Below are 25,418 nucleotides of genomic sequence, written 5' to 3'. Positions count from 1 at the left end.
AGTTTGACAGGATCTGATGTAAGCGTACAACTTACCCAGCTTCAAAATTATCATGACCAATCTATATATATAAGATTAGTAAATATGCTGGGTGATGGTGAATCTATGACCCTTACTTCCCCAGAAGAGGTTTCTCAGGTAGTGTCAGAATGGATCAGGAATAAGAACGCTGGTATTTATATACTTGATATTCGCTGGGGTACTAATTCCCAACAAATAAAGTTGCTTCGAAACTAGTAGGAACCTACCTGCAGAAATTATTTTCAATCACCTCATCGGACTGAAGTTTTCATCTTCCACATAGGCTGAAAATAATCACTTCAATTTCTATCTCAAACTATTTTCACCTTTCTACCCAGCTGAAAATCTTGGTAAATTTGCGCGGTTAAATCCACGCTCATAAATATATCTCCCCTAAATATTGACATAAATCAAAATATTATTTCAATTTTGTATCGAATGAACCTATTTTACGATATCATCGTCTAATAAGTAGATCCATTCGGAATAAAATACTAAATACAATATTTGAAAAACAGTTTTCAAGAGATGAAACACAGCTCTACTTACATCCAACGTATTATGAAAAAAACATCTTATTCGAGGACTAGCATTAGTCTTCGCCCTTTATTCCTGTAATGACACTTCGAACCCCGTCAATGATGGCCCATTACTATTAATTCTGACAGCCAAACCCTGACTACACGTGTGAAATTAGACAATGCCGGTGTCATTGGCCTTATAGATCCTAATGCTCCTGAGGGAAGAATACTAGAGGAAGCGACAGAATTACCTCTAATTCTTGTTTCGCAGGTAGATCCACCTGTAGTAGATGGTAATACTCTTAAAGCTACTCACGTGGATATAGATGGTAATTATGCCTGGATGTAGCCTATAACACTGAAGGTGATACTTACTTAGGGGCAGTTGATATTTTCGACATTACAAATATTTATAGCCCTGTGATCACGGAGCAGGCAGTCTTTACAGACACTGATATCAGCTCTCTTGAATATAAGAATGGAAAGCTATACTTAGCTGCCGCAGTTAATATCGACGAAAATGATGAAGTTACTTCCCCGGCAAACTTGATCACAGTATCTGTTTCGGGAGGGAAATTCACCTCAGGCTTTGTCTATACTTCTACTACCACGATTCGTTGCGACTCGATGTAGCAAACACCAATTCCAGTACTGCTGTAACCAGTGGGAATGATGGAGTTATTGGCTTATTTGATGGTACGCAAACTTTAGGCAATTCTTCTGAAATTACTGATTTAAGAGCTGTAGCCTTTGGAAGCGACAAACTAGCTGTACTAAGTGGTACTACAGGTGCACATATTCTGGATCCGAACAGTCTTTCTGAAGTAGTTTCAATCCCGCTCACGCTAGATGTAGCTGGCGCAAAAAGAACGATGGACATTGACAATGGAAATCTTTACGTCTCTGAAGGCGCAAATGGTGCAGGTATTTACAAAATGGCAGATGGTAGTTTGGTGCAAAAACTAGCTATTCCAATTCGCCCGGAAGATGTGGAATCTGGTGACATCGTTACTAACGCCGTATCTGTTGACGATAATTTACTTTTCATGGCTAATGGAGCAGCTGGAATCTCAATTTCAGACGTATCCGACTTGGCTTCAATTAAGCAATTTGGTGTAGGATGAGCCTGGATGGATCTTCAAATTTTGTAAGAAATGAGGAAGAATTTGTATTTGTAGCAACGGGATTTGGTGGTCTTCAGATTTTAAAAATCAATAAAGTTGAAGCACCTGCTGATACCTCATGCGAAGGTCTATCTGCCTATAGCGGCAATGCAAACTTGAATGTAAACAACAGCAACGAATCCCAAGCTTATGCTGGCTCTTCTGCTTTTGAAAAATGTCAACATCGGAGGCACATTCTTATTCTGTGGTTCGTTAGCTATTGAGCAAAACTTGAATGTCAACAGTAATGGACTAATGACAGTTAATGGGTCTTTTGCTTTTGGGCAGTACAATAAAAACACTTCCCTTAACATTAATAGCCAATCCAAACTTCAGCTACATGGCAGCACAGTAATCTATGGTGACTTGAGGCTTAACAGCGGTGCAACACTAGAATTCCTAGGTGAAGGCAACACCATTACGATTTACGGAACAGTGACAGTGAATAGCGGCGCAAAAATTATTGGTAACTATACAGATACAGAAGGAAAGTTGAAGTAAGAATTTCTCTTCCACCAAACACAAAAGCCAGTTCAGCAATGAATTGGCTTTTTTTATTCATGAATTTAGTTCTGTAAAAACTACTCATTACTAGTATCACCTTCCAATAGTAAAGCTATATCTAAGCAAGTCCTGAGCTCCGCTATAGAATAGATTATCTATGAAATACTATTCATCTTTAGCCTGTTTAAATTAAAAAAACATCATCCTGCTAAAAAGACATGAAGTATCAAAAGTTGAAATTGAAAACTGTGACTGACCACTGAAAGCTGATCACTCGTCTTCCTCTTTTCGCTTTGGTACTTTTGGTTGTCCTAGTCCTATGCTTCCTTTCAAGCCACTAAAAGTAGCTCGCCACCAGCCCCCGAAAATGAATTTGGATTTATCCCGCTCGAAGTAAACCCGAGAAATGACCCGATGATTAAAGAATTTTCTGGGATTATTACTTTTTGTAAATGTATTGGCCAGAAAGGTCATGATCCCAAGTTTTCCTTTACCCCTTTCTAAGGTCAAAGAATCCAAAAACTCAATCTTTAGATCTTCATATCTAAAGTTCATTTTGCCTCTAGCTACATCATCATCCATTCTGAAATTCCACTTTCCGTCAGTAACACGCCCATCTACCACTTTTAGAAAGACATTATTCGCAAGCATAGTATTGAGAAGAGAAAGATCGAATTCCCCCAGCTCAACATCTACATCCATAGGATACGGTGCGCCAAAAAACATATTTGCATTTAATTTAACATCCCCTTCTCCCATAAGTTTCGCAGTGGCTGACAACATACTGGACTTCAATGGAAACTCCTCACTACTCTTGCGCATCACAAAAGGAGCTATAGAAGCATTAACCTCTTCGAACCTTATAGAACCCGGGAGCATAGCTTTTGGAGCAAACTCCTGATATCGTATAACCCCATTATTCAAAATCACAGAATCAAACTCTAAATCAAATGGGGAGTTCTGCATTAATGCTTGAGGCATAGGTTTGATTACACCTTCTTTTAGTGGGATTCTCTTATCTCTAAAAACATCCACCTCAAAACCATTAACTCTTAAAGCATGGGCTTTCAGGTTTTTATTTATGAAATAAGAATCAAAATCTATGTCTTCAAGCCTGATCTGATGAATAAAAGCATCCATTGCATTGTCCTGATACCCTTTTCTACGCAAAAAATCATAGCGCCCAAAAGCAGGCTGGAAATAAATACTATCGATGACGATGGTATTATCCAGGTATCTTACTTTTCCGAGCTTCAACTTATTCATGCTATCATTTGTATAAATTTGATAGTTTGAAATAGAAAGACTCAGGTCCTTTTCCAGCAGAAACTGAGGACTCAGCTCTGCATTTTTATTCATCAGATCATAGTTGAGTTCCTGTAATCCAAAATTGACTTTATGAAATGCCATTTTTGGAATCTGACCACTCTCCTTGTTATGAATTCTAATATCTCCATTATTGATTAATATATCCTGAAGCAATACCGACTCAATTAGCCCTAGATTTTTTGGGCTAGAGTTACCTGATGATTTTTGAGTCTTAGGAGATTTTTGGGCGGTATCAAGATATACATCGATTTTAGGATTTAGTAGACGAAGCTGAGTCAGGTCAACTATGCCTGTTGATTGAATATCTCTGATTCTATTATTCCTCACCCCCAACTCATCGATTTTGGCAGAAAATATGGGCGAGCCTGGATTGCCAGAAGTGTTACTAGGAATAATTTCAAAATTTGAAAAAATCGTCTCGTCTGCTGTATTATCAACAAAGAAATTTGAGAAACGTATCGTATGGATACTATCCGGCAATGCATAGGAAAAATCATTGAGATTGAGGCTGATCTCATCAAACAAGCCTGCAATATCTTCCCTCGCATTTGCAGCAGAATCTAAGATTAAGCCTTTTATCTCTAAGTCAAAATCGGTTTGTATAGATTCAAACCCATTTTCCCCTACTCTGTAATTCAAACTCAATTTAGAATTTGTAGCCTCAATTGCTCCAATAGAAACAAGTTGAATAGATTTTGGAAGCGTTTTTTCAGTAACTGGCCCAGCTACATCTCCAGTTTCCTCCCTCTGAAAATCCCGATTAATCTCCAGATTAATCGTACTTCCATCCACTGCAAGTTTTTCTAGCTGTAGCTCATTTTCAAACAAAAAAGATTCAATATCTACCCCTTCAAAAGAAACTCTGGGCAATTTTAAAGATAATGCGATTTTACTGCTTATCGAGTTACTTGGACTCAGCGTAAGGTTTTCAATCTCTATGGTCTTAGAGCGAGAATTAAAGCGAAGCCCGTCAGTATCTACCTTATAATTCCCTCCCGCTACACTGAAATCATACTTTCTTAATTTCAAGTCAATTTCATCCGAAAAAAATGTTCTATCCGGGCTTTTCTCAAGACCTCTTTCAAGGTAAAATCCTTTTAGACTCAATGAAAGACTGTCTTCACTCAAGGCTAAATCTTTCTTACCAGCAAAATTTCTGTATTGAACCTGTCCATCGCTGAAACTAATGGAGTCAATTTGAATGGAAGAAAAATAGGATGTCAGCAACTCCTTAATTTCATCTGATGATTCCAGTTGACTAGTAGTTATGGACGCAGCAGATCCAGCATTTTTCTTTCTAAAACGAGTAAGACTAGCCACCGGAGAAGGGACAAGAATTTGATTGATGATCAGCTTCTCATCCATGTAAACTGACATTAAATCTATACCCTCTACACGGAATTCCGGAACTGAAATATCCAAAATCACAGATTTACCATAAGAGTCCAGAATGGTTTGTACTGAATCTGGATTTTCGGGTCTTAGGGTGAAATTACTCACGACAACACGTGAGTTCTTACTATCTATCAAGACTCTGTCTGCCAAAAACACATGCAGGTTATCTCGCAATTTCAATCTGTACTTATCCAAACTAAGAACCATCTCCTCCGCTAGGAATTGGTTTCTGACATCACTGTACAAATTCGGTTGTAAAAAGACTTTTTCTAGCAATAGGTCAAATTTCTCAAAACCAATATCATCACTTCGAACACCTTTATCATTTTTAAACTGAACCTCCCCATCTCTAAGATCCATTTTTCCGATAGCAAGCTCATCCATATACCCGGTCAAAAGCTCCTTCACCGGCACACCCTCTGAATTCTCTTTGCTTTGTCTAAGTTCTGTTATTTCCACCTTTGGAGACTGAATGAGCATTTCATCAACGTTAAAAACGCCCTCATTATATAGCTGCTTCAAGTTGGCTTTCGTTAGCGCGAGTTTAGGCAGGGAAATTCTCATGATGTGATTTGCCTGTCCACTTTTCAAGGCATCTTCCCTAGGCTCTATCCGGATATTTTCCACGATAATCTCATCCTTGAAGGAAGAGACACTTCACTCTGTCTCCATAGATCACATGAACTTCATCTGATAAATACAAGTCTGCATTTTGAATATCCATTGCCGCATCTTCGCCATAGAAAAATTGATTCGGATTTTCTGGATTCATCAGCTCCCAAATAAAAATTAATCATCTTGAAGTCAAGCTTCTGAATATCAATTCGATTTTTAAGCGTATCTACCAAGCTATAGGTACTGAATTTCCCATTATTGACAGATAATTCCTGAACCTCAAATGACTTTAGAATCCCTTGAATCAATTCATTAAGATCACCAGTTGCAGTACTATCCTTTTCACTGGTTAGGTTTTGCTCAACTTTAAATCGAGGATCGTTTAAGACTATTTCATCGATGACAACATTTGAAGACATAAAAGCCTCATTCAAGTCAACATTTCCTACCCGAAGCTCACTTAGATAGACATCATAGTAGGATTTGCTTTGAATGCTTTTGTCCGGACTTAGTTGAAACCCGTTAATTAAAATCCGATTATCAAGAGAACTGACATATACCTTCTCCGACTGAATAAAATGCACGCCATCGGGAAGCGGGAAGTTCACATTTTCCAAGTCAAATTCGAAACCTCTGGCATTAAACGGAGTAGCCCATTCTTCTTTAGTTGCCCAGTTGATATCCTTTACAATCAATCTAGTGTTCTCTGCTTTTAATGAATTTTGGCTCAGAAAATTTAAAAAGAATAAATCCGCATGATTTATTTCAAGTTCAGTAATATAAACACCGGTAAAATTAATCTTACCAATTATCTTCTTTAACTCATCCTCGAGGGCTTTTACCGGAGAACCATCTTTCTGCTCATTCTGAACTTCCTCCTCCTTGTCGGATTTGTTTTTATTGGGTGGTAAATCCATACTTATGTTAGGATTGTCAAAATCCAATTTACCTACGTACAAAATACCTTCAGAAAAGTCAAACCAAAGATTTCTTAACGCTAATTCATCTAAGGTTAAATCAAATAAGGGTTGGTTTTGACCTGGTTTACGTTCACCTATAGGCTCCATCACTATGCCATCCATGAAGATGCCTCTTCTTAGCAGCGAAAATCTAACCCGATTAAAGTCAACTAAATAAACATCCTTAGCAGCTTCATTGATTTTACGCCTAGCCCAGTTGGAAAGCACTAGGTTGGATCCAAAATACACAATGAACTCCAAGAAAAGTACAGCCAAAAAAGTAAACATGACCCACCTGAGTATTTTCTTACGAAAAGGGTGTTTCGAATGCTTATCTCTGTGCTCTTCTGTCATTTAGTTGGTTTTTTGTCTAAAATAGACAATTAAGACAAATGTAAACGAAAAAAGCAGCACCTAGGTGCTGCTTTTATGCTGTAGGAGAAGGATTCGAACCTCCACGGAGAAGTTAGGCAATAGTCCGGTTGAATTACGCTTTTTACTCGATTCTCCACCCCCGAGACAGGAGGGCTTGTCTGCCAATTTCAACATCCTACAATGAATGTGCAATTTTATTGGCCTTATGCCAATTGGATTGGTTCAAAACCAAACCAAAGTTTAATAGGTCTGAGAAGCAAAATATATGAGAGAGCTAAACGGCTGCTTTACTACCATCTTTTATTTTGCTGGCTCAAAATTAGAAATACCATTGGTTTATTAAAATTTTGATAACAAATAATTTATTTTTTTACAGTATCGATACTAAAAGCGAGTAAAATAAACTTTATCACAAAATATAGGCGAATTTATACAATCAAATTAATGATTTAATAATGACAAAACCCGCCAATTAAACCAAATCTTATTGTGCATAATTAATGAAAAGCAAAATTTACAAGAACATCAATAGGTTAGCGTTTATTTTGGTAGAATATAGGTCCTGCAGAATAGGGTGCTAGAAAAAACAGGACATAAAAAAAACCATGAAACAAAATTTCATGGTTTTAGTCAATTAACAATAAACCCAAAATAACCTGCTGTAGGAGAAGGATTCGAACCTCCACGGAGTAGTTAGGCAAATTTACGAGCTCGCTAAATGCTTTATCCTATGACCTCCACCCCCGAGACAGGAGGGCTTGTCTGCCAATTTCAACATCCTACAGTGTAGTGTAATTTCAATGTATTCTGAGTGCTTTGAGAGTAAACCGTTTGTTTTTCCCTCTTTGTATGATTCAAATATAGAAGGTCGGTTTATTTATTGCAAATAATTCAAAAATAAAACTGAATATTTACATTATTTTTAATGAAAACGTTTGATAAATACCATATCATCAAAATCTACTGTATTATCGAGTTCAAAATTGACTATTTCTTAATGATTCATACTAATATTGCCAATACAGCCTAAAAACAGCCATTTTATTGCTGAAATCATATCATTTAGACACAATTATTGCGTAATTTTTAAACACAAGCCTCTTATTCAAAGTTGACATAATTCTCCCACTTATCTAATGCTGACTGAAAATCGGCAGGTAAAGGTGCTTCAAAATATAGTTTCTCATTGGTCACAGGATGTAGGAAGCCTAGGGATTTGGCATGAAGTGCCTGGCGCGGTAAAAGCTCAAACGTATTATGAACGAAGGTTTTATACTTTGAGAACTGGGTCCCTTTTCGGATTTTATCCCCTCCATACATGGCATCATTGAAAAGCGGATGGCCTAAGTATTTCATGTGCGCCCGGATTTGATGCGTACGGCCAGTTTCCAGATTACACTGTATTAGTGACACGTACCTCAACCTTTTAAGTACTTTCCAGTGAGTGACTGCATGCTTGCCTTGACTTCCGTCAGGAAATACATCCATGATCTTACGGTTTTTGGCACTTCTTCCTACATGACCAGTCACAGTACCCGAATCCTCTTCCGGCTCTCCCCATACCAAAGCCAAGTAAGTACGCTCTATCGTATGGTGAAAAAACTGCTTTGCCAAATGAGTCATCACCTCTTCAGCTTTTGCAATCACAAGTAACCCTGAAGTATCCTTATCTATTCTATGAACCAGCCCAGGACGGCCTTCATTACCTTTCATTTCCGGCAGATGCTGAAAGTGATACACCAGACCGTTTACTAGAGTCCCCGACCAGTTACCGTGGGCAGGATGTACCACCATTCCTGCAGGCTTGTTGACAACAAGCAGGTACTTGTCTTCATAAACAAAATCCAGCGGAATATGCTCAGGAACCACTTCGGTGTCGCGGGGGGGCTTGCCCATCAACACTCGGATATCATCAAGCGGCTTCACCTTATAACTTCCCTTAATAGTTTCTCCATTTACCTGGATTGCTCCAGCATCGATAGCTTGCTGTATCTTGTTTCGGGTAGCAAAAGCAATCTTGCCTGTCAAAAATTTATCAATTCTAACTGGGGTCTGACCTTTGTCGATTACAAACTTGTAGTGCTCATAAAGCTCTAATTCTTCCTCGTCAAAATCTTCGTCTGGGTGCATGCTCATGCTGCAAAAATAGGATTATCAGGCTTAACTTTGACACCTCTGTCAAAAAGCACCTCAAATGCTACTTCCAAAAACAATTCCTACACAAGTTATTACACATTCTTTGTTAGAAGAAAAGGGAATCGAATTGGCCATTAAGCGCCTGGATCTCATTCACTCTGAAATTTCTGGAAACAAGTTTTTCAAACTCAAATACAATCTAGAACAATCCAAAAAAGAAGGGAAAACTAAGATTCTAACCTTTGGAGGGGCTTTTTCTAATCATATCTACGCTTCTTCTCAAGCAGCAAAAATTGAAGGATTGGAATCAATTGGCATCATAAGAGGGGAACGGACCGAACCACTCAACCCCACACTTTTGCATGCAGAGAAGCTCGGGATGAAGCTTCACTTTATTGACAGAATTGCCTACAGAAATAAAGCAAAAACTGATTTTTTAACTGATCTGAAAGAAAGATTTGGTGATTTCTACCTCATCCCAGAAGGAGGAACTAACGAACTTGCCATCAAAGGCACACAAGAAATCTTAGACTTAGAAGATCAGCTATACTCTCATATTTGTTCTTCCATAGGAACTGGGGGAACTTTCGCCGGACTTTATGCCTCACTTGGCTCAAACCAAAAATTACTTGGATTCTCTTCTTTAAAAGGGGAATTCATTCACCAGGAAATTACTGGGCTAATTGAGAAACACAAACTTTTAAGTAAGGGCACTTACGAGATTTTCACCAATTATCATTTTGGGGGCTATGCCAAACACAAACCAGAATTAATAGAATTTATTTGGTGGTTTTATGAAAACTTTGGACTAGTTCTAGACCCTATCTATACTGGAAAAATGGCCTTTGGAATATGGGATTTGATCAAAAAAGACTATTTCCCTATAGGTTCAAAAATTCTCCTGATTCACTCGGGAGGGTTACAAGGAAATAGCGGGTTTACGGCAAGAAATGGCATAAAGCTCCCTAACTTTTGAGGGTAAAAAAGTCTTCTGACTCCTGTGGGTGAATCTGTAGCACATTAGCGAGCACTAGGCGAACCAAAGTCTTAGAGGCTAAAAACTTTGGCAGATTTGCTAGCTTAGCGAATTCCCTGAGCGTGATTTTTTCAGATTCTCCTAATGCCTTCATCAATATCTCTTCTTTTCTCCCATAAGTAAAAACCATATCTCTTGGGTTTTTCCCACGCCTTAATATTTCCCAAACTTCCCTGCTCGCTTGTACTGAGCGATCAGCCACACGAATGAAAGCCTGCTTTCTGTCTTTTTCTTTTAAATAATGTGGTCTATTTGGGCTGCAAGAAATCTTAAAAACTGCTACACCTTTTTTCTCATTTAGTTTGATAGAAAATAATTCATACGCTAATGGTGGAAAGATCAATTCTTTGATTGCATTTTCCATCACAAAGATTTCTTCTTCAATAAATCGTTGGCCACTGACAGTGCCATCATCATCTACACCGATCAGCAAATCGCCGCCCGAAGTATTTGCAAAGGCAATTAACTCACGGACAATCTTCTCAGGATAGGTTGCTTTCTTCTTAAACTCTATTCTCAGCCCCTCACCTTTTGCAGCAAGCAACTTTACCTCTTGAAGCGTCATTATTACAATTTTTTTGCCCTGTCAACCCTATTTACTTACCCCACGATTCAATTGCTCCAATCTAGATTTTTGGGACTGCCACTCATCGCGTAGTCGCGCAGCTTCCATGAAATTCAATTCCTTCGCTGCCTTTTCCATTAACTTCTGAGTCTGAGTGATCAATTTCTCCAATTTGTCTTTGCTTAAATATTGCACCACTGGATCGGCAGCCATACTTTCTTCACCAGGCATTGGTTCGGCGTAGAACTTAGCGTTTTTCTTGGAGTCCGCAACTTTAGTTTGTCCCATAATCTTATCATGAGATTTCAGAATTGTTGTCGGGGTGATGCCATTAGCAGTATTGTATTCGATTTGTAAGGCACGTCTTCGCTTGGTTTCATCTATCGCTAACTGCATGGAATCAGTAATTTTATCGGCATACATAATCACTCGCCCTTCCGAATTCCGTGCCGCACGACCAATAGTCTGCACCAGACTCCGCTCATTTCGGAGGAAACCTTCCTTATCTGCATCCAAAATCGCCACCAAAGAAACCTCCGGCAAATCCAATCCTTCCCTCAAAAGGTTTACTCCAACCAATACATCGAAGATACCTAAGCGTAATTCACGTAGAATTTCTACCCTATCGAGTGTTTTTACTTCAGAGTGAATATAACGCGACTTTACGCCAGCCCTTTCAAGGAATTTCTGAAGCTCCTCAGCCATCCTTTTGGTTAGAGTTGTGACCAATGTCCTTGCACCAGACTTGATCGTCTGATCTATTTCCTCCAGCAAATCATCTATTTGATTTTGGCTAGGTCTCACCTCAATCGTAGGGTCCAAAAGTCCTGTAGGACGAATAATTTGCTCAACGACCACTCCCTCCGTAAGCGAAAGTTCATAATCTGCAGGTGTCGCCGAAACATAAACCACCTGATTGGTCAGATCCTGAAACTCTTCAAATTTCAAGGGACGGTTGTCCAAAGCAGAAGGGAGTCTAAACCCAAAATCCACCAAGTTGATTTTTCGGGACCTATCTCCTCCCCACATAGCACGTACCTGCGGTAGTGTCACATGGCTTTCATCTACTACCAAAAGAAAATCATCCGGGAAATAGTCTAACAAGCAGAACGGCCTAGCTCCTGGAGCCCTCCGATCAAAATATCGGGAGTAATTCTCTACCCCAGAGCAGTAGCCTAGCTCACGCATCATTTCCAAATCAAACTCCGTGCGTTCCTGAAGACGCTTAGCCTCCATGAACTTCCCTTCTCTTTCGAAGAAATTCACTTGATCCACCATGTCATATTGGATCTCATGTATGGCGGTCTGCAAGGTATCCTTACCAGTCACAAACAGGTTTGCAGGGAAAATCGAGATGATTTTTTCATCATTAAGTTTCTTACCTGTAGCTGGATCAAATCGCTGAATAGCTTCAATCTCATCTCCCCAAAAGAAAATTCGATATCCCCAGTCAGCATAAGCCACAAAAATATCTACTGTATCGCCCTTCACTCTGAAGGTTCCGTGTGTCAACTCATGCTGGGTTCGGCTATATAATATATCCACCAGCTTAAATAGCAACTGATTTCTAGGAATCCTGTCCCCTTCCTGAAGTTTGATGACATTTTTCCCAAATTCATCCGGATTACCAATACCGTAAATACAAGACACAGATGCAACCACAATTACATCTCTCCTACCTGTCAGCAATGCCGATGACGCGCTCAATCGTAGCTTCTCGATCTCCTCATTAATGGAAAGGTCCTTTTCTATATAGGTACCAGAAGTGGGTATAAAGGCTTCCGGCTGATAATAATCGTAGTAGGAAATAAAATACTCAACCGCATTTTCTGGAAAAAATTGCTTGAACTCTCCGTACAGCTGAGCCGCCAAAGTCTTATTATGACTCAGGACCAGCGTTGGTCTCTGTGTTTGCTGAATAAGATTGGCAATGGTAAAGGTTTTTCCAGAACCAGTCACGCCTAATAGAACCTGGGCCTGATCGCCGTTATTGACTCCAGCCGTCAGTTGTTCTATAGCCTTGGGCTGATCTCCTGTAGGCTGATAATCTGAGGTAAGTTTGAATTCCATAAGCTTCGTCCGAAAATACCTAACACCAACCCACTATGCAAAAGTTTAGAGGGAAAGAGAAAATTACTTTTCTACCTGCTTAAACTTCCCAACATTGTAATACAAATAATTTGTTCTAAGGATCAGTACCAAAAGCAAAGGAATTAGACTAGGGTGAAAGGATTGCCAACCCAAAATCCAGAATACCACTGCAGCATCAGCCATAATCAGGGCAAAAAGAAGGTATTTTAAAACCCAAGGTTTTATGGTTTTTCTAAGTAAAACAATCGCCAATACTAAATGCCCTGGAAATGCCCAGAGTATATTCCAATTGTACTTGGTAGAAGGAATTTCCGATCCTATCCACAGCAAAGTCATCACCATACCTACGATCCCTAATATTCCAAAAAATGCAATATCAAATCCCACGAATAGCTTTTTCTTCTTAAATCCAATGAACGTAATCCCTGTAAATACGAACGCTATCACCCAAAAAATCCAATAGGGATTGATGGCTCCAAAAGAACCTTCCGGTTTTTCAAAATTCAAAATCACGCTACTTTTCTCCACCAAAGGCCGGGTAGGCCCATCTCCTTGGATCTCTGCTCGAGAGAAAGCTCCCTCCACATACTTAGGCAGAAACTGCTCTTCCAGTGGCGTAGCATCCCTGTCCAAGCGGGAACCCAGTGCCAAATCAATTCCCAAATCTGACCAGGTCATATAGTAAACCATTTCGTCGATCAACTCTCTGAAAGTACTTTCAACAGGCTCTCGAACTTCATCATGCCAGATCAGCTGATCTCCCACGGACCGTGCTGATCGCATCACGCACTCGGGTAGCACAATTATCAAAGAAAAAGTCGTAACGATAGGCCCTATTCTCAGGCAGGTAATTCGTCTCCAGAAACTGAATCAAATCCAACTTCTGCTGCTCATTTAGACTCAATACCTGTTCCCGTACGGAGCGCTGGAAGTAATCATACTCTGCGATAAAGCGATCAAAAGTCGATACCGAGAGGTAGTAATCCAGTCTGCCTCCGGCAAAATTCAGGACGAAATTAGGCGCGCCAAAGTCAAAGGTCCCATAGTTATACACCACATCCCTCCCCGTAGTCAACTCGATCACCCGAATCCCACTATGCCCAAAGGAACTGTAGATCTCCTCTCCGGGATCACAAGTCAGTAGAGAAATTTGGTATTGCTGGGCTTTAAGAGCACCTAAACCACTGACAATCAATAAAAAAATAAAACTAACTATTGTTTTTTTAAAATTCATTTCACTAAATTAATAGACGCTTTTTCAGAATACTTTTTAAAATGAAAACACGGGGCAAAACGTTGGCCTGGAAGGCACTTTTTCAATGCCGAATATACTTCATATTCTCGGCAGTTACACTTTATTGCCTTTGGTTCAACCTTTGCCTTTGCCAAGAAACAGGCTCATATCGTACGATTGCATCTGGAAATTTTAGTACGGTTTCTATCTGGCAAATATATGATGGAGCAATTTGGACTGCAGCATCAGTAAAGCCCAGTCAGACGAATGATATTTATATTGATAAGAATCATAAAGTTACCTTGACTGGTAATGAAGAAGTAAAAAGTCTCTTTATCAATGCTGAAACAGGAGCAGGAGAAAAATTGAATATCAATGGCAGAAATATTAATATTTATGGATCTCTTCAAGCATTCTCAGGTGCTGCACCGGGAAGTCCAAGTGGAACATGGAACAGTCAAAACTGGATAGGCAATTCCATTACAAGTACACTTACTTTTAAGGGGAATTCAAGAATAATTATTCCTAAAAACGCATGGAGTGGCTTTACCACCCAGAGTAGGTATACAGTGATATTTGACCCTGGACCTGGGGTTATTTTGACAATTGAAGAACCATTCAAAGCTGTAAAATTCATAGTTCGTTCTGGAACTTTACACCAGAAATTAGACACTTCAGTTATGCCTAATTTTTGTTCATCTCTCTCGTTTAATACAGAAACAAGCTATTATCCCCCAGGCGCTTTTGGTGATTTCCTTATTGAATCAAATGGAAAGTTCATTTCCGAGTGTAATGAAAACATCATTGCCAGATCAATTTCAGGATCTGTTAGTGCTTTACTTTTCGAACTCAAAACTGGTGGAGAGTTGATCCTAGAAGGCACGAGCCCCAGAATTGAAGCAGCAAATTTCCGAATGGACGGAAAAGTGATATTCAGAGGGGGATCATCCGCCAAGTCCATTCTAGCACCTACTTTCGCAGATGCAGGTACCCTATCATCTTTTCACCATATAGAAATACAAGGATTACAAAATGTCCAATTCCCCTCCACTTTGACAATCACAGGAGATTTGTCTCGCATGGGTTCAGGTCAATTTCTGACCAACAATTCACACCTTACTTTTTCAGGAACTGACGATCAGGAAATTGTGGGATTTGCTTTTAGCCCTCAGGATTTAACTATCAATAAATCAGACGGTAAGGTCAAGTTAGATCAAAACATTAACGTACTTCGAAACCTCACCATGCTTGACGGCAAACTGGATTTCCAAAATAACAGCCTCAGCATCAACACCTCAAACTCTGGAGTATTGAATTATCAAGCTGGTTCTTGGGAAAACTTATCATCTTTTACCTATGCGAATGTTCCTATAACTTTTACTGCTACGAATGGCTCCTTTCCCTTTGGCGATCGATATCATGGAGGTATCCGAAAAGTGCAATTACTTGGCATAAATGCGGGTGGAAATCTCACAATCAACTACACTGAATATAAAGGAGCAGATTTCAATCCAAGTTTCAATGATTTGGACGGCACTCCAATTCTCTATAGGTTATTTAGTTACTTCAATTTTTCGGGGTTAAATACGAGCACTAACCCACTTGAATTACGAATATCAGCGCAAAACTTAATCGTCGATGAGCCGGAAGATCTTAGACTGGTGTGTACGGGTTATGCAGCTCCGGGAATTCATATAGAAAGTTCCGATGCAACTAACCTTTGGGCTATTAGAAACCTAACATTTGACGATCTGCCAGGTAAAAACTTCACAGTAGGCAGTTTCCGAACATTGAGTATTCTTCCTGTCACCTGGCTTTCACTTTCTGTAAGTTTCAAAGAAAACATAAAACATATCACCTGGTCGGTGGCAAGTGAGAATGAGAATGAGAAATTTGAAATCTACAGATCTGATTCCCCTTTGACCAAATGGGAAAAAATCGGCGAAGTGCCCAGTCAAGGCAATTCAGACTCTCCTGCCTTCTATTCTTTCTCTGACATTAGCTTATCAACTCCTGTCACAACTTATTATCAAATTAGACTGATAGACCTTTCAGGCCAATCATCTTGGAGCAAGGTTGTAAGATTAGACAAGCTCTCGGGTAACCTTAATGATCAATTCTCAATTTTTCCAAACCCTCATTCCAGTGGCAGCATCCGAGTTATACTGCCTGAAAGCTATAATGCTGAAAATACTCAAGTCTTCATTTACTCGACTCAGGGAGTTTTAATTTCATCATTTGGCTATAGTGAAATCAAATTCACCGAAGAACTACAGCTTTTGAAGCCGGGGTTTTATTTTGTTACTTTTTCTAATTCAGTAAAATCTCTTCAAACTAGATGGGTTAAGAAATAGTCCTGAGCGTTCCGTCAAAAGCAAAAGTCCAATTTATAGTTCCGAACAGTTCAATAAATAAGCCCTTCCGAGACTGATCTCTGCGACTGATCACAGACCAATTTGTACTCTGTTTCTCTACTGGCAACAATCTCCTATTGTAAAACTCTTATTCGCCAATGTTTTTTATCTTAGTCGGCTAAACCCAACCTATTCCTATGACCATTCTTCTAGTACTGCTCAGCATAGCGATCCTTGTGCTGCTGATTGTATGGGCTAAGCTCAATCCATTCTTGGCATTTCTGATCGCTTCCATCTCTGCAGGCTTTCTGCTTGGTCTTCCGGCAGATCAGATTGCCGGATCTGTGCAGCGTGGTATGGGTGGCTTGCTCGGAGACTTGGTGATCGTAATTGTGATGGGCGCCATGTTGGGCAAGTTGGTTGCAGAATCCGGTGCCGCGCAGCGTATCGCAGGCTTCCTGATGAAGATCTTCGGCCAAAAACACATTACCTGGGCTATGGCTATCACCGGTTTGGTAGTGGGCATTCCCCTATTCTACAATGTTGGTTTTGTGCTCCTGGTCCCTCTGGCTTTCACCGTAGCTTATCAATATAAAATCTCAGCAGTGTATGTGGGAATTCCCTTATTGGCGGCGCTTTCGGTGACACATGGTTTCCTTCCTCCACATCCCTCTCCGGCTGCTTTGGTTGCACAGTTTGACGCCAATATGGGCTTGACGCTGTTCTACGGCTTTTTAATTGCAATTCCGACTATTGCTCTTGCAGGACCTCTTTTCGCAAGAACGCTGAAGAATATGAAAGCAGAACCGCTTAAGACTTTTCAGGCAGAGACAAAGCCTGAATCTGAGTTGCCTTCAACAGCGAACAGCTTTTTCACCGCATTGCTACCCGTTGTTTTACTTGTAGGGACCACTGCACTAAACTTAAATATTCCCAAAGAAAGCAGCTTAGCGCCAGTGATTGCTTTTGTAGCTGATCCAGGAATAGTAATGTTGATTTCTGTCTTGATTGCTACGTTTACGCTTGGGCTTAAGCGCAATTTCACCATGAAGAAAATCATGGATCTCTATACGGTAGCTACCAAAGACATCGCAATGATTTTACTGATCGTAGCTGGCGCGGGTGCTTTGAAACAGATTTTTACTGATACAGGTGTAAGCTTAGTGATTGCAGAAGGACTTCAAAGTTGGGATATTCATCCATTGATTTTGGCTTGGATTATTACTGCAATTATCCGGGTTTGCGTAGGATCAGCTACAGTAGCAGGGCTTACCACTGCAGGAATAATCGCTCCTTTAATAACCACCATGAATGTGGATCCAAATCTTCTGGTTCTTTCCATAGGGGCAGGAAGTCTGATGTTTTCCCATTTCAACGATGCAGGATTTTGGATGTATAAGGAGTTTTTCAATGTAAGTATCAAAGACACCATCAAATCATGGTCCTTGATGGAAACAATTGTAGCTGTGGCTGGTTTGGCCGGTGTCCTGATCTTGGACATTTTTGTATAAAAAATTAAAAAACACTCCTAATATGGAAACTCCTGAAAGCAACTTCACCAAACTTGGTCTAAACCTTCCACCAGCACCAAAGCCGCTGGGTGTTTACAAACCATGCCTAATCGATGGCAAATACTTGTATCTCTCCGGCCATGGTACTGTACAAGAAGATGGCAGTTTGATCATGGGAAGAATAGGCGTAGATATGGATATAGAAGCCGGAAAACTTGCAGCCCGCCAAGTTGGACTTGCGATGCTGGCAACTATTAAAGCCAATCTAGGTTCACTGAATCGAGTGAAGCGTGTGATCAAAGTACTAGGAATGGTAAACTGCGACTCCTCCTTCGAGCGACATCCTTATGTAATCAATGGCTGCAGTGAATTATTCATGCAGGTCTGGGGTGAAGAAAATGGTGTAGGAGTAAGATCTGCTGTGGGAATGGGCTCCTTGCCAGGAAATATACCTGTAGAAGTAGAAGCTATGTTTGAGCTACACGAAGGAGCATAAGGCTTCATTTGTCACCTTTTGAATCCCAGTTTAGAATGGTCTGGGTGACACAGACCAAGGCGGGAAAGCTTTAGGAAGGTGCTTAAGGCTGCACCAGCGCTTTATAGGATTCGAACACGCTCATGACGTCCTTCACGTAATTCACTGCCAGATGTCCTTTGGCAAAGCCACTTTTGACTATAGGATCCCGGTAATAATCGGGATCGCTTTTTAGCTCTAAAAACTCAGAAACCGATGACCAAGACTGAGTGTTTTTACCATACTTCAGCGTCAATCGCCAAGCATCTTCTACATGACCATGACCGATATTGTAGGAAGCCAAAACAAATTTCAATCGCTCTGAAGTATCGGGAACTCTTTCCATCCAGAACTTATCCAGGGTATCTTAAGTACCGAACCCCTCCCATTAGTGACTGGGCTGGATCATTTGGATTTTCCACTCCGAATCTTTCTAATGTAACTGGCATCAGCTGCAGTAAGCCTTTCGCACCAGCATAAGAAGTAGCTACCGTATCAAATCTCGACTCCTTGTAAACCAACGAAGCGAGCAAGCGCCAATCCCAACCTAACTGTTCAGCACCACCTTTGATTATCTCATCGTAAACAGAAATCTGATTGCCCGCTAAGGAAGAAAATGGACTGTTGCTCCTGAAATAACTATTCTTAGAATTCAGGAAGTACTTGGCATAGAGGTCTGGAATAAATCTCTTTTGCTTTTCTTCCAACCACTTATTCAATGAAACAAGGAGTTTTGGAGCATTTTCCCGCACTACCCAAGACACATCTCCTTCCTTTTGCACTTTCCATGAGATATCTAAACCTCCATAATAAGTAGCATTGGCTTGAGCAATATTTTGATCAGCTATGGTCCATTTTATTTCACCTTCTGCCACTTTATCAATAAGTGTTTCTTCGTGATCAGGGGTTGGAATAATAGTATATTTTAATTGAAGAGAATCTTTAAGATTGCACAGTTGACTTTTGTACACTGCACCCTCCCGTACATAGATTGTATCAGAAGCGAGTTGATCCCAAGAAGTGATTTTGCCGGAATTTTCATTTCCCACCAGAACTGTATTCATTTTCCCAAGGGGAAGAGAGAAGGAAGTTTTCTCGGAGCGTTCTATGCTTTTTTCAAGGTTCATGGCAATTAAATCCACTTTCCCCTCCTGTAAATAATCGAAGGCTCGATCAATATCTGAAACCAATACTAGGTGCAACTGAACATTCAATCGCTTAGCAAGGTCACGTAGCAACTCATATTCGTAGCCCATTCTTCGTCCTCGGTAGATATAGTAACCTGTTGAATTATTATCCACCGCAGCTCGAATAAATCCCCTATTCTGAATTCCTGGAAGGTCAAGTACGTATGCATCTTCCTTGGAAATAGGCCCAAAATGCTTCTCAATAAAAGTGCATTGCACACCAAAGAGGAGAAGGATTAAAAGGGAGGAAAATAGAATTATTGCTTTTTTCATTCAGTAGAGTCGTAAGACTCTGGATGTTACACGAAAGCCCATTTGGCAAATGCTATGCCAAAGGAAAAAATAAGCATTTCGTTAAAAAAAGCAAATAATAAAACGAAGACTATCGTAATAGCCTTCGTTTCAGTATTAATCTTCTGTAGGCAGGTCTAATTCCTCAAAACTATTATCGAAGAAAATCTTCCCGGACAGGCGTCTCAATTCGATTTCCTGCTCTTTAATATTATAAATAGATGTAATCAAACGGTTTTCAGCTGTAAGCAAATTCACCTGTGCATCTCTAAATTCCAAATAGGAGGCAATTCCCAATCGGAACCTTTCTAAAGCGATTTCGGAGCTTTCTTTCGCAACAGCATAATTCTTCTGCTCCACCTCCAGTAGATTGCGATTAGTGGTATAGGTATTAAAAGCCCTATGAATATCAGATCGAAGTTGGATCTCATATTGATCTACAGCAAAACCTTGAATCTTCTGCTGTACCTTGGCATTCTGAATCCTTCTATTCAGGGTAAACCCGTTGAAAACATTTAAAGCAATATTTCCCCCATAATTGAATCCAGAGCGTTGATTTTGAGTAAGAATTCCCGCGTCAGAATTGGAAGTATTGGTTGCATAGGTGGCATTCAAATTAATAACTGGAAGCCTACTAGCCCGCAATTCTTTCAATTGTAGGAAGGCGACATTTTCTTGGCGCTGAGCAATAAGGTAGGTTTTATTTTCTAAGAATGCATTTTCTACCAGATCCTGTAAAAGTAAGGGTTCACCTACTGTGATGGTATCATTGATCATAAACTGCTCTTCAGGATTCAACGCCATCAGTTCATTTAGATTCACACGGGCATTTTGGATGACCTGCTCCTGTCCTAGCAGCAAGCTCAAATCGGAATTGTAATCGAACTTCTGCAGTGAGAAAGTCGCGTTTACCCGCTCCTCCCAAGGAATATTGAGCCTCAGCTATATCCAATCTAGCCTTACTCAAATCCAAGGTGCGCTTCAAAACTTTTTGCCGCTGCAGCTCCAGTACTAATCTATAGTATGCCGATGAAATATTAGCTACGGTATTTTCTACCGCGATCTTAGCATCCAATTCGGAGATTTCTGTCAAGACACCAAGTCGTTTCAGTACAATAAAGCTCTCAGGTCGAAATCCATAAATGCCGACTACGCTAAAATTCTTAGATCTGGATTTCGCATTGTCAATCGTTCTTGGGTTAGGATCTGTGGCAAATACCTGCTCCACATCTTCATTACTAAAAGTCCGGGTATAGGTAGCGTCAACAATCGGCATCAAATAATCTCCAGTTCCAATTCGCTGATTTCCCTCCTGAATCTCCACAGTTTCCACTGCGATTTTAATATCTAGATTTTTCTCCAAACCAATAGTTATCGCTTTCTCCAAATCCAGAGATTCGCTACTTTGTGCAAATAGGTTTGTTCCAACAATACTCAGTAAGAGCAATAGGCTAAGATTCTTCATTAAATTCTGGCTAATCTTCCTTCTTTGGAAGTGAGATAAGTATAAATTGCTGGGATCACAAAAAGGGTCAATATAGTCGCAAAGGTCAAACCACCAATAACGGCAGCGCCCATTGGAACTCTACTTTCAGCACCTGCACCTAACCCAAGTGCAATAGGTAAAATTCCCAAAATGGTAGACAAACTAGTCATCAAAATCGGTCTGAATCTAGCCACTGCTGCTCCAAAAATCGCCTCATGAACTGACATTCCGGTGGCTTTTCGTTGATTGGCGAATTCTACTATCAAAATACCATTTTTAGTCACCAGACCTATCAGCATAATAATACCAATCTGACTGAAAATATTCAGCGTAAACCCAAATGACCATAAAGTAAGCAGTGCGCCAAAGATTGCGAGTGGCACCGTAAACATGATGGTAAGTGGATCTAAGAAGCTTTCAAATTGTGCTGAAAGCACCAAATAAATCAGGATCAACGCGAAAAGGAATGCGAATAATAAGCTGTTTGAGCTTTCTCTAAATTCCTTGGAAGGACCTGACACATCGGTAGTAAATGAGCCATCCAATACCTCATCAGCTATACGGTCCATTTCATCCAACCCGTCACCAATGGTATATCCTTCGGCTAAATTGGCAGAAACAGTACCCGCAACAAATCTATTAAATCTATACAATTGAGGCGGAGTGCTTTTCTCTGTGACAGTGACTAGGTTGTCCAGCTGAACCAACGAGCCATTCTCTGCGCGGACATATAACATTCTTAGATTTATAGGTTCATTTCTATCTTCCAACCTCATCTCTCCAACTACCTGGTATTGCTTACCATTTTTGATAAAATAGGCGAATCTTTGTCCTGAATAAGATAGCTGTAATGTCCTGGCGATTTCTTGAATTGACACGCCAATATTTCTTGATTTCTCTCTATCTATCTCGATTTCAAGCTCAGGTTTGGTAAACTTCAAGTTGATATCAGAGAAAATAAACACAGGGCTTTTGCCTACCTCTTCCATGAAAGTAGGTATCACTTCCTTCAATTTATCAAGTGTTGGCGCCTGCAAAACATACTGAACAGGAAGACCTCCACGGCTATTCCCGATGGATTGTGCTTGAGAAGCAAAAGCTCTTACTCCGGTATACTGTTTAAGCTTTTGATTTATTTCATTGAAATATTCACCTTGGGTTTTTTCTCTGTCTTCAGCGTCTGTTAAAATAAATCGCATGAAACCTGAATTTGTACTTGAAGACCCAAAACCGGGAGAGGTAACTGACACCATGCCTCTCACCTCGTCTTTAGGGTAATCCTCGCCAAAATCAGCTACCATTTGGTCAATTACACGATCCATATATCCAAAAGTAGCCCCCTCTGGACCTGACATTCTGATTACGATTTCACCTCTATCTTCTGTAGGTGCAAGTTCGGTTGGAATCTCGTTAAAGAGCCAATAAATGCCAAATCCCATAAAACCTACCAATAAAAATGACACCCAACGAAATTGCATAAACCAGGCGAGTGCTCGATCATATTTGTCATTTATCCACACAAAGCCGGGTTCGGTAAAATTGTAAAAGGCATTATGCTTCTCTCTTTTCTTGAGAAGTTTTGAACTCAACATGGGAGTCATCGTCAACGCCACAAAAGAAGAGATGATCACGGCGCCGGCAACTACTACACCGAATTCTCTAAAAAGTCGGCCAGTTGTACCCGTTAAGAAGATCACTGGAAGAAATACTGCTGCTAACGCCACTGTAGTAGCAATTACCGCAAAGAAAATCTCCTCAGAGCCTTTTTCGGCTGCTTGTTGTGGATTTTCTCCTTTTTCAATACGGGAGTAAATATTCTCTAATACTACGATCGCATCATCGACCACGAGTCCAATCGAAAGTACAATCCCCAAGAGCGTAAGTACATTGATAGAAAAGTCCATCAGGTACATGACAAAGAATACTCCAATTAGAGAGATCGGTATTGTCAGAACTGGAATAAAAGTAGTTCGCCAATCTCTCAGAGAACAGGAAGATGATGGCTACAACAAGTACGAAGGCTGTAATAATCGTCTCCTTTACTTCGGATATGGAGCTTCGTATAAAGTTAGTCTTATCAAATCCAATTTCTAACCCAACATCAGATGGCAAATCTTTTTTGATAAATTCCAATCTCCTATAGAATTCATCAGCAATTTCTATACTGTTAGATCCAGGAAGTGGCACCAACACTATACCCACCATAGGTACACCGTCACGCTTCAAAATACTGCGTTCATTTAGGGCAGCCAACTCTGCTTCCCCTACATCCTGAAAACGCACGATGTTGTTTTGATCCTCTTTTATGATCAGATCATTGAATTCCTGAGGGCTACTCAATCTACTTTTTGTTCGAACAGACAGCTCAATCGTCTCTCCTTCAATTTTCCCGGAGGGCAATTCGACGTTCTCACTTTGCACTTTGGAAAGCACATCTAGTGGAGTAACTCCATAAGAAGCCATCTTTAGCGGGTCCATCCTCAGACGTATCGCATATTCTTTTTCACCCCAAATCTGAATCCGGCTCACGCCCGGTATGGTCTGAAGTCTTTCTTTGAAAATATTCTCTGCAATATCTGAGAGATCCAAAAGACTTCTTTCATCGCTTTTAACATTCAAGAAAACGATAGGCTCCGAATCAGCATCAGCTTTGGAAACTACTGGAGGTTCCGCATCAGGAGGAAGATTTCGCTGAGCACCCGAAACTTTGTCACGCACATCATTGGCTGCAGCTTCCAGATCAGCTCCCACGTCAAATTCTACCGTGATGCTACTTCCGCCATCATTACTCGTCGATGTCAGCGATTTAATTCCCTGGATACCGTTAATTGCCTCCTCTAGCGGCTCAGTGATCTGAGCTTCAATGACATCTGCATTAGCTCCTACGTAGGTTGTCCGCACATTTATAACTGGAGGATCAACACTTGGAAATTCCCTTATTCCCAAAAGTGTAATACCTATGGCACCAAAAAGCATGATGACTAGAGACATCACGATGGCCAAAACTGGCCTGTTGATACTTACATTTGATAAGCTCGACATGTTAGTTGATTTGTGTGAATTCAACAGGGGTTCCCGTCCTTGCTTGCAATACACCAGTGGTGAGTACCAGATCTCCCACGTCCAACCCACTAGTGATTTGAACATGCGTATCTGTACGAGTACCTATTTCTACCGAGCGTTCCTCGGCTTTGTTATCGGCACCAACTACGAAAACTTTATAGCCTTGCAATTCCGGAACCACTGATTCTGATGGCACCATCAGCGCATCTTCAGTTTCTCCCAGTACAAAACGAATTCTTACGAACATTCCAGGTAAATACCTGCGATCCTTGTTTGGACTTTCTGCTCTTAATTTCAAGGTACGAGTAGCAGCATCTATCTGTGGCTCAAAAGCATAGACTTTTCCTACCTCCTCCTCTGGGGAAGATTCATTAGTGAAGTAAATTTGAGAGCCTAGAGTAACCTGATTGGCATAGCGCTCCGGAACAGAAAACTCAATTTTGATTGGGTCTATGCTTACAAAATTTGCAATCACATCATTAGTACCTATCACTGAGCCTTCACTCACCTGCCTCAAACCCAGGATCCCATTAAAAGGAGCTCTAATGATCGTTTTAGAAAGCTGAGCTTCTACCAATTTCAAATCAGAAAGTGTGGTATTATATTCATTGAGCACGATATCATACTCTTCCTGACTAATCGCTTCACGTGCTAACAACTGCTTTTGTCTATTTTCTTGGGTTTCGAAGAGCTTTTGAGTAAACTGAAGACGTTGGAATTGAGCCTGTAGCTCATCGTCGTTTAGGTAAAGTAAAGGTGTTCCTTTACTTACATATTGACCTTCTTTAAAGGAAATCTTAGTAACCAAACCAGTAATCTCAGTACGCAGATCCACTGACTCATTTGGCAAAATAGTACCGGTAATGGAAAGCTGATTCCTCAAGGTTTCACGCTTTAGTTTTACGACTTTCACCTGCAAATCAGATGGGGCACCGGGGCCTGCACCCACCGAAACGACGCCTGTATCATTACTATTACGGGTGTCCATTCTTGGGTAGAAATATGCAACAGCAGCAATCACAATAACTGCAATGATCAATAGGACTTTAGTTTGCTTTTTCATTGAGA

The 25,418-nt window shown here is 40.4% G+C and carries 21 protein-coding genes and 1 pseudogene; 9 read left to right on the top strand and 13 right to left on the bottom strand.

What is annotated here, in order from left to right; translation table 11 throughout:
- Positions 1-3: 3 nt before the first annotated feature.
- From AC0L6R_RS06440 to AC0L6R_RS06420, 5 genes are all read left to right on the top strand, one after another.
- The gene (locus tag AC0L6R_RS06440) at positions 4-237 is read left to right on the top strand and encodes a hypothetical protein (RefSeq protein ID WP_473270451.1); all 234 of its coding nucleotides are present in this window, start codon (positions 4-6) and stop codon (positions 235-237) included.
- Between the two features lie 471 nt (positions 238-708).
- Complete coding sequence (locus AC0L6R_RS06435; RefSeq protein ID WP_473270450.1) at positions 709-891, top strand: hypothetical protein; 183 nt, start codon at positions 709-711, stop codon at positions 889-891.
- A gap of 71 nt (positions 892-962) precedes the next feature.
- A complete protein-coding gene (locus AC0L6R_RS06430) occupies positions 963-1,175 on the top strand; it encodes a hypothetical protein (RefSeq protein WP_473270449.1) in 213 nt (70 codons plus the stop codon).
- Positions 1,160-1,666 (top strand): hypothetical protein, encoded by a 507-nt coding sequence (locus tag AC0L6R_RS06425; protein ID WP_473270448.1) that lies wholly within the window; start codon positions 1,160-1,162, stop codon positions 1,664-1,666. The genes AC0L6R_RS06430 and AC0L6R_RS06425 overlap by 16 nt, the downstream gene beginning before the upstream one ends.
- 189 nt (positions 1,667-1,855) lie before the next feature.
- Positions 1,856-2,206, top strand: a complete 351-nt coding sequence (locus tag AC0L6R_RS06420; protein WP_473270447.1) for a hypothetical protein — start codon at positions 1,856-1,858, stop codon at positions 2,204-2,206.
- A 273-nt stretch (positions 2,207-2,479) separates the two neighbouring features.
- Here AC0L6R_RS06420 and AC0L6R_RS06415 read toward each other — a convergent pair whose 3' ends face one another.
- From AC0L6R_RS06415 to AC0L6R_RS06405, 3 genes are all read right to left on the bottom strand, one after another.
- Positions 2,480-5,560 carry an AsmA family protein gene (locus tag AC0L6R_RS06415; RefSeq protein WP_473270446.1) on the bottom strand — a complete coding sequence of 1,027 codons (3,081 nt, stop codon included), beginning with the start codon at positions 5,558-5,560 and terminating at the stop codon, positions 2,480-2,482.
- Between the two features lie 59 nt (positions 5,561-5,619).
- Positions 5,620-6,861, bottom strand: coding sequence for a hypothetical protein (locus AC0L6R_RS06410; RefSeq protein WP_473270445.1), 1,242 nt, complete (start codon positions 6,859-6,861; stop codon positions 5,620-5,622).
- Positions 6,862-7,983: 1,122 nt separating this feature from the next.
- Entirely contained in the window at positions 7,984-9,018 is a 1,035-nt protein-coding gene (locus tag AC0L6R_RS06405; protein ID WP_473270444.1) for an RluA family pseudouridine synthase, read from the bottom strand.
- Positions 9,019-9,076: 58 nt separating this feature from the next.
- Here AC0L6R_RS06405 and AC0L6R_RS06400 point away from each other — a divergent pair, with 58 nt between their 5' ends.
- Complete coding sequence (locus AC0L6R_RS06400) at positions 9,077-9,994, top strand: 1-aminocyclopropane-1-carboxylate deaminase/D-cysteine desulfhydrase (RefSeq protein WP_473270443.1); 918 nt, start codon at positions 9,077-9,079, stop codon at positions 9,992-9,994.
- Here AC0L6R_RS06400 and AC0L6R_RS06395 read toward each other — a convergent pair.
- The 4 genes from AC0L6R_RS06395 to AC0L6R_RS06380 all read right to left on the bottom strand — a co-directional run bounded on the left by AC0L6R_RS06395 (position 9,984) and on the right by AC0L6R_RS06380 (position 13,944).
- Entirely contained in the window at positions 9,984-10,619 is a 636-nt protein-coding gene (locus AC0L6R_RS06395) for an AlbA family DNA-binding domain-containing protein (RefSeq protein WP_283413646.1), read from the bottom strand. The two genes, AC0L6R_RS06400 and AC0L6R_RS06395, sit on opposite strands and share 11 nt — an antisense overlap.
- A gap of 27 nt (positions 10,620-10,646) precedes the next feature.
- Positions 10,647-12,689 (bottom strand): excinuclease ABC subunit UvrB, encoded by a 2,043-nt coding sequence (uvrB, locus tag AC0L6R_RS06390; RefSeq protein WP_473270442.1) that lies wholly within the window; start codon positions 12,687-12,689, stop codon positions 10,647-10,649.
- 63 nt (positions 12,690-12,752) lie between these two features.
- Positions 12,753-13,493 carry a hypothetical protein gene (locus AC0L6R_RS06385; RefSeq protein ID WP_473270441.1) on the bottom strand — a complete coding sequence of 247 codons (741 nt, stop codon included), beginning with the start codon at positions 13,491-13,493 and terminating at the stop codon, positions 12,753-12,755.
- Complete coding sequence (locus AC0L6R_RS06380; RefSeq protein ID WP_473270440.1) at positions 13,450-13,944, bottom strand: lipoprotein N-acyltransferase Lnb domain-containing protein; 495 nt, start codon at positions 13,942-13,944, stop codon at positions 13,450-13,452. The genes AC0L6R_RS06385 and AC0L6R_RS06380 overlap by 44 nt, the downstream gene beginning before the upstream one ends.
- Before the next feature lie 41 nt (positions 13,945-13,985).
- Here AC0L6R_RS06380 and AC0L6R_RS06375 point away from each other — a divergent pair, with 41 nt between their 5' ends.
- The 3 genes from AC0L6R_RS06375 (at position 13,986) to AC0L6R_RS06365 (ending at position 18,305) form a co-directional block, all read left to right on the top strand.
- A complete protein-coding gene (locus AC0L6R_RS06375; protein ID WP_473270439.1) occupies positions 13,986-16,298 on the top strand; it encodes a T9SS type A sorting domain-containing protein in 2,313 nt (770 codons plus the stop codon).
- Between the two features lie 197 nt (positions 16,299-16,495).
- Positions 16,496-17,809, top strand: coding sequence for a gluconate:H+ symporter (locus tag AC0L6R_RS06370; protein ID WP_473270438.1), 1,314 nt, complete (start codon positions 16,496-16,498; stop codon positions 17,807-17,809).
- Positions 17,810-17,831: 22 nt separating this feature from the next.
- Complete coding sequence (locus AC0L6R_RS06365) at positions 17,832-18,305, top strand: RidA family protein (RefSeq protein ID WP_283413641.1); 474 nt, start codon at positions 17,832-17,834, stop codon at positions 18,303-18,305.
- Between the two features lie 82 nt (positions 18,306-18,387).
- Here the strand turns inward: AC0L6R_RS06365 and AC0L6R_RS06360 are convergent, their stop codons facing one another.
- From AC0L6R_RS06360 to AC0L6R_RS06335, 6 genes and pseudogenes are all read right to left on the bottom strand, one after another.
- Complete coding sequence (locus AC0L6R_RS06360; RefSeq protein WP_473270437.1) at positions 18,388-18,669, bottom strand: lysozyme family protein; 282 nt, start codon at positions 18,667-18,669, stop codon at positions 18,388-18,390.
- A 7-nt stretch (positions 18,670-18,676) separates the two neighbouring features.
- A complete protein-coding gene (locus AC0L6R_RS06355) occupies positions 18,677-19,783 on the bottom strand; it encodes an MltF family protein (protein ID WP_473270436.1) in 1,107 nt (368 codons plus the stop codon).
- Positions 19,784-19,918: 135 nt separating this feature from the next.
- A complete protein-coding gene (locus tag AC0L6R_RS06350) occupies positions 19,919-20,662 on the bottom strand; it encodes a TolC family protein (protein WP_473270435.1) in 744 nt (247 codons plus the stop codon).
- The gene (locus AC0L6R_RS06345) at positions 20,610-21,266 is read right to left on the bottom strand and encodes a TolC family protein (protein ID WP_473270434.1); all 657 of its coding nucleotides are present in this window, start codon (positions 21,264-21,266) and stop codon (positions 20,610-20,612) included. The genes AC0L6R_RS06350 and AC0L6R_RS06345 overlap by 53 nt, the downstream gene beginning before the upstream one ends.
- Positions 21,266-24,329 (bottom strand): annotated as a pseudogene (locus AC0L6R_RS06340) (efflux RND transporter permease subunit). Before AC0L6R_RS06340 ends, AC0L6R_RS06345 begins: the two are co-directional and overlap by 1 nt.
- Before the next feature lies 1 nt (position 24,330).
- A complete protein-coding gene (locus tag AC0L6R_RS06335) occupies positions 24,331-25,413 on the bottom strand; it encodes an efflux RND transporter periplasmic adaptor subunit (RefSeq protein WP_473270433.1) in 1,083 nt (360 codons plus the stop codon).
- Positions 25,414-25,418 lie beyond the last annotated feature (5 nt).

This window comes from Algoriphagus sp. 10J20-15, from assembly GCF_055809615.1.
The sequence above is the reverse complement of the archived record's forward strand: the minus strand, read 5'-3'. Positions and strand labels throughout refer to the sequence as shown.

What these genes read in the sequence shown, in the direction of transcription:
- AC0L6R_RS06420 (WP_473270447.1), top strand. Translation starts at nt 1,856, where the DNA reads ATGCTGGCTCTTCTGCTTTTGAAAAATGTCAACATCGGAGGCACATTC.
- AC0L6R_RS06360 (WP_473270437.1), bottom strand. Translation starts at nt 18,669, where the DNA reads ATGGAAAGAGTTCCCGATACTTCAGAGCGATTGAAATTTGTTTTGGCT.
- AC0L6R_RS06335 (WP_473270433.1), bottom strand. Translation starts at nt 25,413, where the DNA reads ATGAAAAAGCAAACTAAAGTCCTATTGATCATTGCAGTTATTGTGATT.
- AC0L6R_RS06410 (WP_473270445.1), bottom strand. Translation starts at nt 6,861, where the DNA reads ATGACAGAAGAGCACAGAGATAAGCATTCGAAACACCCTTTTCGTAAG.
- AC0L6R_RS06380 (WP_473270440.1), bottom strand. Translation starts at nt 13,944, where the DNA reads ATGAATTTTAAAAAAACAATAGTTAGTTTTATTTTTTTATTGATTGTC.
- AC0L6R_RS06375 (WP_473270439.1), top strand. Translation starts at nt 13,986, where the DNA reads ATGAAAACACGGGGCAAAACGTTGGCCTGGAAGGCACTTTTTCAATGC.
- AC0L6R_RS06400 (WP_473270443.1), top strand. Translation starts at nt 9,077, where the DNA reads ATGCTACTTCCAAAAACAATTCCTACACAAGTTATTACACATTCTTTG.
- AC0L6R_RS06385 (WP_473270441.1), bottom strand. Translation starts at nt 13,493, where the DNA reads ATGCGATCAGCACGGTCCGTGGGAGATCAGCTGATCTGGCATGATGAA.
- AC0L6R_RS06345 (WP_473270434.1), bottom strand. Translation starts at nt 21,266, where the DNA reads ATGAAGAATCTTAGCCTATTGCTCTTACTGAGTATTGTTGGAACAAAC.
- AC0L6R_RS06365 (WP_283413641.1), top strand. Translation starts at nt 17,832, where the DNA reads ATGGAAACTCCTGAAAGCAACTTCACCAAACTTGGTCTAAACCTTCCA.
- uvrB (WP_473270442.1), bottom strand. Translation starts at nt 12,689, where the DNA reads ATGGAATTCAAACTTACCTCAGATTATCAGCCTACAGGAGATCAGCCC.
- AC0L6R_RS06370 (WP_473270438.1), top strand. Translation starts at nt 16,496, where the DNA reads ATGACCATTCTTCTAGTACTGCTCAGCATAGCGATCCTTGTGCTGCTG.
- AC0L6R_RS06355 (WP_473270436.1), bottom strand. Translation starts at nt 19,783, where the DNA reads ATGAAAAAAGCAATAATTCTATTTTCCTCCCTTTTAATCCTTCTCCTC.
- AC0L6R_RS06405 (WP_473270444.1), bottom strand. Translation starts at nt 9,018, where the DNA reads ATGAGCATGCACCCAGACGAAGATTTTGACGAGGAAGAATTAGAGCTT.
- AC0L6R_RS06395 (WP_283413646.1), bottom strand. Translation starts at nt 10,619, where the DNA reads ATGACGCTTCAAGAGGTAAAGTTGCTTGCTGCAAAAGGTGAGGGGCTG.